Annotated in this window: 9 protein-coding genes; 4 read left to right on the forward strand and 5 right to left on the reverse strand. The window is 65.8% G+C overall.

All coding sequences use genetic code 11. From position 1 onward, the window contains the following. Window positions 1-125: 125 nt before the first annotated feature. Window positions 126-2750, forward strand: a complete 2625-nt coding sequence (gene acnA / locus BLQ70_RS22910) for an aconitate hydratase AcnA (RefSeq protein WP_244512127.1) — start codon at window positions 126-128, stop codon at window positions 2748-2750. 6 nt (window positions 2751-2756) lie between these two features. Here the strand turns inward: acnA and BLQ70_RS22915 are convergent, their stop codons facing one another. Both BLQ70_RS22915 and BLQ70_RS22920 read right to left on the reverse strand, forming a co-directional pair. Then, a complete protein-coding gene (locus BLQ70_RS22915; protein WP_091862031.1) occupies window positions 2757-3395 on the reverse strand; it encodes an SGNH/GDSL hydrolase family protein in 639 nt (212 codons plus the stop codon). Between the two features lie 105 nt (window positions 3396-3500). Next, entirely contained in the window at window positions 3501-4601 is a 1101-nt protein-coding gene (locus tag BLQ70_RS22920; RefSeq protein ID WP_210184342.1) for a GntR family transcriptional regulator, read from the reverse strand. Between BLQ70_RS22920 and BLQ70_RS22925 the strand changes: the two genes are divergently transcribed. Both BLQ70_RS22925 and BLQ70_RS22930 read left to right on the forward strand, forming a co-directional pair. Then, window positions 4491-5630, forward strand: coding sequence for a C45 family autoproteolytic acyltransferase/hydrolase (locus BLQ70_RS22925; protein WP_091861803.1), 1140 nt, complete (start codon window positions 4491-4493; stop codon window positions 5628-5630). The genes BLQ70_RS22920 and BLQ70_RS22925 overlap by 111 nt on opposite strands. Before the next feature lie 146 nt (window positions 5631-5776). Beyond that, the gene (locus BLQ70_RS22930; RefSeq protein WP_091861806.1) at window positions 5777-7321 is read left to right on the forward strand and encodes an ABC transporter substrate-binding protein; all 1545 of its coding nucleotides are present in this window, start codon (window positions 5777-5779) and stop codon (window positions 7319-7321) included. Window positions 7322-7531: 210 nt separating this feature from the next. Here the strand turns inward: BLQ70_RS22930 and BLQ70_RS22935 are convergent, their stop codons facing one another. From BLQ70_RS22935 to BLQ70_RS22945, 3 genes are read right to left on the reverse strand one after another with little or no spacing between them, the layout of a single operon-like run. Then, the gene (locus BLQ70_RS22935) at window positions 7532-8725 is read right to left on the reverse strand and encodes an extracellular solute-binding protein (protein ID WP_061966052.1); all 1194 of its coding nucleotides are present in this window, start codon (window positions 8723-8725) and stop codon (window positions 7532-7534) included. Between the two features lie 34 nt (window positions 8726-8759). Next, window positions 8760-9782 (reverse strand): N-acetylglucosamine-6-phosphate deacetylase, encoded by a 1023-nt coding sequence (locus tag BLQ70_RS22940; protein WP_091861809.1) that lies wholly within the window; start codon window positions 9780-9782, stop codon window positions 8760-8762. A gap of 2 nt (window positions 9783-9784) precedes the next feature. Continuing rightward, window positions 9785-10531 carry a 6-phosphogluconolactonase gene (locus tag BLQ70_RS22945; protein ID WP_091861812.1) on the reverse strand — a complete coding sequence of 249 codons (747 nt, stop codon included), beginning with the start codon at window positions 10529-10531 and terminating at the stop codon, window positions 9785-9787. Between the two features lie 116 nt (window positions 10532-10647). Here BLQ70_RS22945 and BLQ70_RS22950 point away from each other — a divergent pair, with 116 nt between their 5' ends. Then, window positions 10648-11832, forward strand: coding sequence for an ROK family protein (locus BLQ70_RS22950; protein ID WP_170843506.1), 1185 nt, complete (start codon window positions 10648-10650; stop codon window positions 11830-11832). Window positions 11833-11953 lie beyond the last annotated feature (121 nt).

Below are 11953 nucleotides of genomic sequence, written 5' to 3' on the forward strand. Positions count from 1 at the left end.
CGTCACGCCAACATTGGTTTTATAGATTGATAAAGCCAATCAATATCATTAGGCTCCCGCCATGGCGTTCCGGTCTTCCTTCGACCCGGCATTTCAATAAGGCGGGCTCAGGCCCGAACGAGATCGTGACGTTGAACGACAAGGCCCGGTGGACGGGTTTCGAAGCGGCGGGCGAACAGTTCTACCGCCTCGATGTCGCGTCGTTGCTGGGTGCGGATTTCCGGTGCCTGCCGCACGTGCTGCGGATTCTGTTCGAGAATGCGATGCGCTCGGCCCCCGCTGAAGAGACGGCGCATCTGCCTCAGGCCTTTCGTGACTGGCTCGCTCAGGGTTCAAGTCTCGTCGAGATTCCGTTCCTCCCGAACCGGATCATGATGCATGACACGACCTGCGGCCCGGCGCTGGTCGATATTGCGGCGATGCGCGACGTGCTCGCCGAGAACGGTCGCGATCCCGACCTGCTGATGCCGCGTATTCCCGTCGACGTCTCGACGGACCATTCCTCCGGCGTCGATGTCTTCGCCCGGCCCGATGCCTTCCAGCGGAACCTGGAGAAGGAATTCGCGCGCAATGCCGAGCGCTATCGCCTGATGAAATGGGCGGCGGCGGCCATGCCGGGCGTCCGGGTGCACCCGCCGGGATCGGGTATCATGCACACGATCAATCTGGAGCGGCTTTCCAGAGTGATCGTCAGCGAGACGCATCGGGGCGAGCGTCGGGCCTTCCCGGATGCCCTGCTCGGGACCGACAGCCATACGCCGACCGTCAACGGGCTCGGCGTGCTCGGCTGGGGCGTCGGCGGGCTGGAGGCGGAAGGCGCATTGTTCGGCGTGCCTGTCGTGCTGCGCATTCCCAACGTGATCGGTGTGAAGCTCACGGGCCGGTTGCGCGACGGCGTGCTCGCGACCGACCTTGCGCTGGAAGTGACCCGTGCGCTGCGCGCCATCGGCGTCACCGGCGATTTCGTCGAGTTCTTCGGGCCGGGCGTGCGGAGCTTGTCGGTCGGCGAACGCGCCGCGATCGCCAACATGGCGCCGGAATACGGGGCATCGACCGGGTATTTCCCGATTGATGACAAAGCGCTGGCCTATCTCGCGCGGATCGGCCGGCCGCCTGAAGACTGCGCGCTGGTCGAGGCCTATGCCAGGGCGAGCGGGCTCTGGTTCGATGCCGAGGCCGAGCCGCGTTTCACGCAGACCACCGCCATCGATCTCAACGCGATCGAAGCCAGCGTCGCCGGGCCGCGGCGCCCGCAGGATCGGCTCACCGCCGGCTCGACCCGTTCAGCCTTCACCCCGGCTCTGCGTCCCGCGCGTAAAGGCGCTTTGCCCGATGGGGCGGTCGTGATCGCCGCGATCACGAGCTGCACCAACACATCCGATGCGAGCATGCTCGCGGCTGCGGGCATTCTCGCCGGCAAGGCCCGCGCGCGCGGGTTGTTGCCGCCGGCCCATGTCAAGACCTCGCTGGCGCCGGGATCGCCCACGGCGGAACGGTTCCTGCGTCGCGCCGGCCTGCTCGACGATCTCGAAGGGCTCGGCTTCGGCATCGTCGGCTATGGCTGCACGACCTGCATCGGCAATTCCGGAGCCTTGCTCGATGTCGTCAGGAACGAGCTGGGCCGCGAGGGCTTCCGCCCGGTCGCGGTCCTGTCCGGCAACCGCAATTTCCCGGGTCGTGTCCATCCCGATCTCGAGAACGGCTTTCTGGCCTCGCCCCCGCTGGTCATCGCCTTCGCGCTCGCCGGCACCGTCAACATCGACATCGCGCGGGAGCCGCTCGGCTTCGACCGGGCCGGCGAGCCCGTGATGCTCGGCGAGATCTGGCCGACCGGCGCCGAGATCGACGAGGCCGTCGCCTCCGGCTGGGATATGGCCGATTTCGACGCGGCCTATCAGGAGGCCGCGACCCGGCCGCTCTGGATCGATCTCGATGCGCCGAGTGGACCGCAATTCCCGTGGAACCCCGCCTCGACCTATCTGCGCAAGCCGCCCTTCGTCCGCCCGCAAGGGTTGCCTGCGGCGGAAGGGCATGCCCGGCCGCTGATCGTGCTGGGCGACGACGTCACCACCGACCATATTTCGCCGGCAAACCAGATCCGCCCGGACAGCCCCGCCGGGCAACACATCATCGCCGGCGGTGGCGATCCCGCCGATCTCAACGTCTTCGCCTCGCGGCGCGGCAATTTCGAGGTGATGGTCCGGGGCGCATTTACCAACCGGATGGCGGTCAACCGCCTGCTGCCGGCGGATGCACCGGCCGGCTTCACGCGGCACGAGCCGTCCGGGGAGATCGTGCCGCTGACCGAAGCGGCCGAGCGTTATGCAAGCGAGAGCACCCCGCTCGTCCTTGTGGCGGGCGAGCGCTACGGCATGGGCTCCTCGCGGGACTGGGCTGCGAAGGCCGTGGCGCTGCTCGGCGTTCGCGCCGTGATCGCTGCGAGCATCGAGCGCATCCACCGCACCAACCTGATCGGGATGGGCATCCTGCCGCTCTTGCTGCCCGAAGGCGTCGATCCGGGCACCCTCGCCATCGGTTCGGCCGATCTTTTTGCGGTCGATCTTCGCCCGGATCACCTGATGCCACGATGCACGGTCCCGCTGACGCTCATTCGCCCCTCCGGCGAAACCGTCGCAATCGCCCTGCGGGCCGCGATCGAGACCTCGCTCGAGATCACTCTCCTGAAATCGGGCGGGCTGATCCCGCATGTTCTCGGCGGTCTTTTGGAGGATGCCGGATCGCGGATCTGATGACGATCAGCGCGTCAGCATGGCCGCGACGACCGGAGCCAGGGCCGTCCCGATCGCCCGGGTATTGACGGCATCCAGATGCACGCCGTCGACCTTCGAGGCCACGGAAACGGACGCGGCATCGAAGAAGGAGCAATCCGCGCGCTCGGCGACAGCCTTATAGAGCGGTGCCAGCTTTTGCGATTCCACGATGCTGCGGCCGCCGCCGGGCTGTCCGTCCGGCGCCCGGCTTGCGCCGAAATGGGGCGGGCTCATCAACAGGATCGCTGGCGGCTGGCGGCCATGCGGATACGTCCGCACGATTTCCACAAGACGCGCCATGCCGAATGAGGCCGCGAGCGCGCTGCCGCAAACATGCGGTTTCAGATCGTTGGTGCCCAGCATGATGATCACGAGATCGAGCGGAGCATGGCTGCCGATGAGAACAGGGAGCGCGCGCGTGCCGTTGCGGTCGGCCGGCCCGGCGTGATCGTCGAAGCAGGTCGTGCGACCGCTCAGCCCTTCGGCGATGACCCGCACATCGGCAAGTTCGGCCTCGACGACACTGGTCCAGCGATCCGCGTGACGATGCCTGGCTTTGGCCTCCGGGTCTCGGCCCCAGGTCAAGCTGTCGCCGAATGCCAGAACTTGCTTCTTCTCGATCATGTCGACCCCGACAACTGCCCATGTGACTGACCATGCCGGGCCGGCCGGCACGCTGGCCTCCATCTGCCGGGCCCCTCGAGCGAACCCATGTTCGCCGGAAATGCTCTAGGAGGCGGCCGGACTGAACCTCCGGGACGTCGATTCCCATGCGATCCGCAGATGGGCTCGCATCAGATCCGAAGCCTCGTCGAGACGACCCCGTTCGATCGCATCCAGGATCGCCATATGCTCGGTGAAGTTCTTCTCAACGCGCACACGCCCGCTTCTCCAATTGTACATCGCGAACCGGCGCAGTCTGCTCTGGAGGCGAGCGGCTTCTCGATAGAAGCGATTTCCGGAAGCGGCTGCGAGATCCTCATGGAAAGCGGCATTCGTCTCGAACAGCGCCACGCTCATGTCTTCCGTCCAGGCCTTCTTGAGAAAGATCTCATGCGCGGCGCGCGTGTCGTCGAGCCACTTGCGAGACACGCTGAAGCCGGGCTCCAGCAAGGCCGCGGGCTCGATCACCATCCTGAACCGATAGCTTTCATCGACGATGGTCAGGTTCCAGTCCGTCAGGAAGCGCCAGCCATAGCCCGGCTTCTTTTCGATCATGCCGAGCCCCGCCAGACGTTCCAGGATCGGAACGAGGGCGGCCCGGGCGACGCCGTATCGCTCAGCCAGTTCGACGACGGAAAACTCGTCGCCCAGCTCCTGCCGATCCCTCTCGGTCGCGATCCGGAGAACCAGCGCCTCCTCCCGGGCGGCTGAAGGGGCCAGCTCGCGGGTCTCGATTCCGATGCCGCCGTCATCGGGCAGGTTGACCAGCACAACGCCGGTGCCCGGGCGCCGCAGCACCACGCCATCGTCCTGGAGAAGCGCGAGAGCCGTCCTGATCGGCGTGCGGGACACCCCCAGCCGCAAGGCGATCTGCTGCTCGTTGATGCGGTCGCCGGGACGCAACCCTTCGTGCCGGACGAATTCGAGAATCCGGTCGATCAGCCTGCGCTGCAGATTGGTCAGGGCGCGATCTGTGTTCATTTGATTCCAGAAAAACATTCTGTTACATGACTGTCGACGACCACTAGTGCAATCGCACCGGCGAAGGAATCGAACATGGCTGCTCCCGTTGAATGCCCGACGATCGAGGTTTCCGGTGCGCCGCGCGAGCAGGGTCGCCAGTACGGTGAGCAGGCCGCCGCCCGCATCAGGCTGGGCGTGCAGCATTATACCGATCAGATCCGCAAGAAGAACGTCAGCCAGGCGGTCATCGAGGAGACCGCGCTCGGCTTCGAAAGCCAGGTGGCGGCTTTCGACGCGAATTATGTCGAGGAGATGCACGGGATCGCTGAAGGCGCCGGTGTGAATTTCGCCTCCGTCATGTTGCTGAACGCCAGGACGGAACTGCTCAAGCTCGCTGGCAGGACCGAGGCAAGCCGCGAGCTTCATGATGAGTGCACCGGTCTGGTTGTGCTGCCCAAGGCCTCCAAGGAGGGCGCCTTGATTCACGCCCAGAACTGGGACTGGAAGACGGAGTGCGTCGACACGGCCGTTGTCCTGAAAATCAGGAATGAGGATGGGCCGGACATCATCACCTTCACGGAAGCCGGCGTGCTCGCGCGCTTCGGGTTCAACACCGCCGGCATCAGCATTACCGGCAACTATCTCGAATGCGAACGCGACTACCGTCGTCTCGGCGTTCCGCTGGCACTGATCCGCAGGAAGGTTCTCGAGCAGGACCTGCTCGGCCGGGCGATGCACGCAGTCTATACGACGCCCAAATCGGCCTCAAACAACATCATCGTGACGCAGAGCGAGGGAATCGCGATCGATTTCGAATGCGTGCCGGACGAGACCTTCATGATCCAGCCGCAGGATGGCCTGATCGTGCACGCCAATCACTTCCAGAGCCCCATCGCCCTGTCGAAGCTGACCGATACCGGCATCGCCAACATGCCGGATTCGCTCTATCGCGACACCCGCGTGCGCGAAAGCCTGGAGCCGCATGTCGGGCAGATCACGGTCGATCACGTCAAGATGGCGCTGTTCGACGATTATCAGTCGCCCTGGTCGGTCTGCCGGCCGCCGCGTCCCAGCTTCTCCGGCAACAATCAGTCCGTGACCGTGGCGATGATCGTCATGCAGCCGGCGAAGGCGATCATGGACGTGGCCCTGCTCCCCGCGCTCCATCGCAATTTCACGCGCTACAACCTCGCGCCCAAGGACGTGGCGGGCAGCACCCGGTCGGCGGCCTGAGCATCGCGCGGCTCCGGCTTCCCCTTGCATCCCGAACGTGCAGGGCGGCCCGGATTCCCCCTTTGCATCGGATCGTTCCCGAAAGCGCAGGCCGTTTTTCGATCCGTTGCTCCAGCGAATCTGAATCAAAAACAATGAGGGGCGTCATGAAGAAGCTTGTCATCGTCCTGGGCCTGCTGGGTGCTGCGCTTCCCGCGGCAGCTCAACAGCCGGCGCTGCGGATTCGGCTGGGCGCCGATGCGCGCACGCTCGATCCCGGTACCAATCGCGACGCGATCACCGATGCCATCCAGACCAACCTGTTCGAAGGGCTGGTCGCCTTCAGGGACGACAGCTCGGTCGGGCCGGTGCTCGCGAAATCCGTCGCCGTCTCGGAGGACGGCAAGACCTACACCTTCGTGCTGCGCGACGGCGTCAAGTTCAGCAACGGCGCACCCCTGACGACCAAGGACGTCCTCTTCGCCTGGCAGCGCTATACCGACCCGAAGACCGGCTGGCGTTGCCTGAGCGAGGTCGACGGACGCGGCGCGGTCAAAGTCACGGGCGTCACGGCACCGGACGACAGAACGGTCGTCTTCACGCTGGAAAAACCCTCGGCGCTGTTCCTCGCCACCCTGGCCCGGCCCGATTGCGGCGGGACAGGCATCTTCCATTCGAGTTCGCTCAACCCGGACGGAAGCTGGCGCGAGCCAGTGACGACCGGGCCCTACAAGCTCGGCGAGTGGAAGCGCGGCCAGTTCATCCGCCTCCTCGCCAACGAGCATTATACGGCCGGCCCCGGCCCGCGGGACGGCCTCACCGGCGACAAGACCCCTCTCGTCGCGCAGGTCGACTATCTCGTCATCCCCGACGAGGCCACGGCGAAGGCTGCACTGCTGTCGAACGGGATCGACATCAACTGGGACATCGCCACGAGCGATCTCCAGGAATACCGCTCGCGCAAGGACATCGTCATCGAAAGCGTCCCGACGATGAGCATCAGCGACCTTCTGATCCAGACGAAGGACCCGTTGCTGTCGGACGTCCGGATGCGCCAGGCGATCCTTCTCTCGCTGGACCTGGAAACCATCGCCGACGAGGTGACCGGTTCGCAATCCAGGGCGAGCCATTCGCCGATCCCGCGCTCGAGCGCCTATCACAAGGCAAAGCAGGCCGCTCCGATCCGCCGGGATATCCCGGCGGCGAAAAAGCTGCTGATGGAGGCAGGATATCGCGGGCAGGCCATCAAGCTGCTGGCGAACAAGCGCTATCCGGAGATGTTCGACCAGGCGATCCTCGTCCAGGCGATGGCCAGGGAAGCGGGCATCAATATCGAGGTCGAAGTCGTCGACTGGGGCGTCCAGCAGGATCGCTACCTGGCCGGCAACTACCAGATGATGTCGCACTCCTTCTCCGCGCGCCTCGACCCGTCGCTGTCCTTCGAGATGTTCACCGGCGAAAAGGCCACCCAGCCCCGCAAGGCCTGGGACAGCAAGGCGGCGGCGGATCTCGTCACGCGCAGCATGGCGATCGCCGATCCGGCGCAGCGCCAGGCGATCTTCGACAAGCTCGAGGACATGTACCGCGCGGACATTCCGATGATCACGCTGTTCTCCGGCACGCGCCTCAGCGCCTCCAGGAGCAATATCGAAGGTTACAGGAGCTGGGCACTCGGCACGCCCCGCCCTTGGGGCATATCGATCAAGCAGTAAGGCTCGCAGCCTCGTCATGCAGGATGGCCGCCCCGGGTCTCGAAGCCACATCGGAAGGCGGTGTCAGATTGTTCTGGAGGAGAGCCGAAAACGACAAGGAAATCGCCTACTGATTTCGAAACGAAAAAGGCCCGGAATCCATCGGCGATGGCTTCCGGGCCTTTCCTTTCGCCCCACCGCAAGGGCAGAGCGAAAAGATGGCGGTATGGATCAGCGCTTGCGCTTGGCGCCGACCAGTTCGTCCCACTTGCGGAAGGCGACGACCATCTTGTCGGGCTTCAGCGGCAGTTCGATCGGGTTATTGGCGATGAGATCGGCATATTCGGGCCGGCCGAACTCCGCGATCACCTCCTGGCTGCGCTGCGGCGCGAGCGACAGCGGCACATTCTTCACCGCCGGGCCGGGGTAGAGATAGCCCTCGTCATAGGAATAGGCCTGCATCTTCGGCGTCAGCACATGCGCCATGATGTCGAGCACGACGGCGAGCCGGTCGTTCGGGATGCCCTTCGGCACGCACATGAAGAAGGCGTCCGAGACCCAGTGGAAGCCCTTCAGCGTCTGGATCTTCGCTTCCTTCGGCACGATGCCGAGCGCGCGCGGATTGATGTCCCAGCCCGTGGTCGAGATGATGATGTCGCGCGAGCCGTCGCCGAACTCCTTCATCGTGGCGCCGGTGCCGGCCGGATAATACTCGATATATTCGCCGATCGCCTGCAGATAGGCCCAGGTCTTGTCCCAGCCATTGACCGGGTCCTGCGGGTCCTTGTCGCCGAGGAGATAGGGCAGGCCCATCATGAAGGTACGGCCCGGCCCCGAATTGGTCGGACGGGCGTACATGAACTTGTTGGGGTTGGCCTTGGCCCAGGCGAGCAGCTCCTCGGCGGTGGTCGGCACCTGCTTGACGCGCGCCGGCATGTATTCGAGCAACGGCCCGGACGGATAGTAGTTCACCACCGTGCCGAAGCCTGCGCCCTGCGCCTTGTGCAGGTTGAGCGCCGCCGGCTCGTAGTTCTGTTCGATATTGGGGAACTTCTCGGCGAAATCCGGGAAGATCTTGAGCCAGAGATTCTGCTCCAGGCCGGCCGCGAGCCCGTCCGAGCCGGTCAGGATGAGGTCGAGATCGGAGCGGCCCGCATCCTGCTGCGCCTTGATCTTGCTCGCCAGTTCCGGCGCCGGCGCCTTCACATAGGTGATGCGCGAGACCAGCTTCGGATTGTTCGTGCGATAGTCGTCGAAGGCCTGCTGCATCAGCGCCAGCGCGCCGCCGACATCGATGATGTTGATGCCGACCGGCGCGGAAGGCAGTGCCGGCACGGCGGCCAGCGCACTGCCTCCGCCCAGGGTCAGCGCGCTCAGCCCGCCCAGGACGGTGCGGCGATCCACGCCTTTCGGAAATTCGCTCATGATTCTCCCCTTCTTGCTTTGGTTGGTGACGTCTTCAGGCGGCAAAATCGCGGCGCTCGCTGCCGATGCGAGCGCTGCGGACATGGAGTTCCGGCGACCAGTCGATCGCGCTCTCCGGCAAGCTGATGCCGGCCCCGGCCAATGCGCCGGCGATGCAGGCGAGCGCATGGGTCGAGGCCATCGCGACCGCTTCGTCGGGCGTCGCGATGCCCCAGGCGACGACGTTGCGGACGGCATCGTCGAGCTTCAGTGCCGAACCCGCCAGCGAGGTGCCCCCGGGCTGGCGCACCGAGCCGTCGGCGGCGAGATCGACCGGCATGCCGGCGAAGCTGTAGCGGCCGGGCACCGCGCCCGCCGCGACCACGGCATCGGTGACGAGGATCGAACGTTCGAAGCCCTTGGCCCGGATCAGGCTCTTCAGCGCCTTCGGATGGATATGGATGCCGTCCGCGATGAAGCCGGCCATCAAACGATCCTCGGCGAGCTGCGCGAAGAGCGGATTGACCAGCTTGTGCATCTGCTGCGGCAGGCCGTTTCCGAGATGGGTCGAGAGCGTTGCTCCCGCGGCAGCGGCGGCCTCGACAGCCTCGAAATCGGCGGCCGAATGGCCGATCGCGACGATCTTGCCCATCCCTGCCAGCTGGCCGGCGAGCGCGACGCCGCCCTCGACCTCCGGCGCCAGCGTCACCATCAGGATCGGCCGCGACAGCAATGTTTCGAGATGTGCGACAAGGTCGGTGGTCGCCGCCGTCATCGCGTCGGGCGGATGGCAGCCGGCATAGCCGGCCGACGGGTTCAGGAACGGGCCTTCGAGATGATAGCCCGGGCACATCAGCGGTCCGAGCCTGCTTCCTGTCACGGCCGCGTCGAGCGCCCGGAAGCGCTGTTCCAGCTCATGCGGATGCGCCGTGATGATCGTCGGCAGGCAGATCGTGACGCCCGTCGCCAGCATCGCCTCCAGCGCCCGGTCGAGCTCGGCCGCAGTGATCGTGCCGGAGTTGAAATCCACCCCGGCAAAGCCGTTCACCTGCAGGTCGACGAGGCCGGGCGTGCGCATTCTCAGCCTTTCCGGCTCAGCAGCGAGGCAGCCGGCGGATCGATGAACAGCACGGTCCGCTTGTGCGTCTGCAGGATCGAGGCCGGGCTGAGATTGCTGACCGGGCCTTCCAGCGCCGCCTTCGTGGCCGCGGCCTTGCGCGTGTCCGAGACCGAAAGGACGATCAATTCGCTCTTCAGGATCTGGCGGATGCTCATCGAGATCGCCTGTTGCGGCACGGCGTCGAAGCTTGGGAACCAGCCCTCGCCGAATTGCTGCTGCCGGCAGGCATCGTCGAGATTGACGACCAGATACGGCTCTTCCGTGTCGAAATCGGCCGGCGGATCGTTGAAGGCGAGATGGCAGTTCTCGCCGAACCCGGCAAAGCAGACCGCAATGCGCTTGCCGGCGATCTGCTGGTTGAGCTGCTTCACCGCCGCCGCGGGATCGCCCTCGCCTTCGACCGGGATGAAGGTCGGCGCGTTCTTCAGCGGCGCCATGAAGCGCTCGCGCAGATAGCGCCGGAAGCTCGCCGGATGGCTCTCGGGCAGGCCGACATATTCGTCGAGATGGAAGGCCGTGACCTTCGACCAGTCGATGCCCTCGGCCGCGACGAGATGGTTCAGCATTTCGAACTGGCTGGCGCCGGTCGCCACGATGATCGTCGCCTCGCCATGGCGAGCAAGCTCGTCGCGGATCGCCTGCGCACCAGCCGCCGCCGCCTGCCGGCCGAGCTCTTCCTTGTCGGAAGCGACATGCATCTCGATCATCGAATTTTGAACCTTTTGTGTCAGAAAATTTCCGATATTCTGAAAGCGAGCTTATGAAGCTTCGGCCGAAACGCAATGATTAATTTTGAACGCAACCGTTCCGAATAGAGCCCGCCTTGTCCCTGCTGACGCTCGACGAAACCCGCCTGGCCCTCGCCCATGACCGGGATTGCGCCCGGATCTACCGGCTGATCCTCAATGGCGAGGCCCATTCCCGCGCCGATATCGGACGTATCCTGCAATTGCGCTCGACCAGCGTCTCGCGCGTTGTCGGAGATCTCATCGCGCGCCGCCTCGTCATCGAGGCCACCGGCGAGACGAGCGGGCGCGGGCGGCCACCGGCGATCCTCGTCGCCCATACCCGCCGCATCGGCGCCTCCGTGATCTATGTCTCCAGCCAGTCGCTGTCGGGCGCGCTGGTCGATCTCAACGGCCATCTCGTCGCCGAGCGCCGCCGCCCCATCGCCGCCGATGCCGACAACGCCGCCATCGCCGAGGCCATGGCCAAACTGGCACGGGACCTCATCGACGCGATGCCACCGGGCATGAGCCATGCCGGCACCGCCGTCTCGCTCTCCGGCCTGATCGACCTGAAGCAGGGGCAATGGCTCTTGGCCTCGCGCTGGCCGCGCATGCGCGGGCTCGACATCGCCGCGGTGCTCGAACCCGTGGCTGGCCCGGTCACGATCTGCCGCAATCTCGATGCCGAACTGCGCGCCCGCGCTGCCCGCGAGCCCGAGAATTTCGCGGGCGGGACGATCCTGCTGCACTGGGGCTGGGGCGTCGGTCTCGCCTACGCGGTCGACGGCGAGCCCTTCGCGCCGACCGGCTCCTTCGGCGAGATCGGCCATTGGCGCCTCGCCGCGCTGGGGGAGCGCCGCTGCGGCTGCGGCAACACCGCCTGCCTCGAAACCGGCGCCGCGCTCTGGTCGCTGCTCCCCGCGCTGCGCCGGCATTGGCCCGATCTCGACCAGGACGAGGTGCGTCTCGCCCGGCAGCTCGCCGGGCTCGACCTGCTGGCCCTGCCCGAACTGGAGATGGCGGCAGCGCTGCTCGCCCGCGCGCTCGCCAATGCCTGCCGCCTGCTCTTCCCGGCCCGGATCGCGGTTAGCGGCCCCTTCTCCGCCAATCCGCAGCTCTGGGCCCGGTTCAACACGCTGTTCCGGGCAGAGGGCACGATGGATGGCTTCGCCGTGCCCGATCTCGCCGGCGTGCCCGCCAGCCATCTCTACGAGATCCACGGTGCCGCCGCCCCCCTGCTCAGCCGCGCGACCGAGGCGCTGCTGCTCGAACAGGCCTGATCGACCCGCTTCGCCATGTCCCGGCGCGGAGCCAGCCATGCCGCCGAATCCGCTGGCGCCTCCCAAAGTGGTGCACTAGTATCCCAGTCAAATGCTCCGGATGTCGCTGATGGCATCGCAA

The organism is Allobosea robiniae, from assembly GCF_900102525.1.
GTDB lineage: Bacteria > Pseudomonadota > Alphaproteobacteria > Rhizobiales > Beijerinckiaceae > Allobosea > Allobosea robiniae.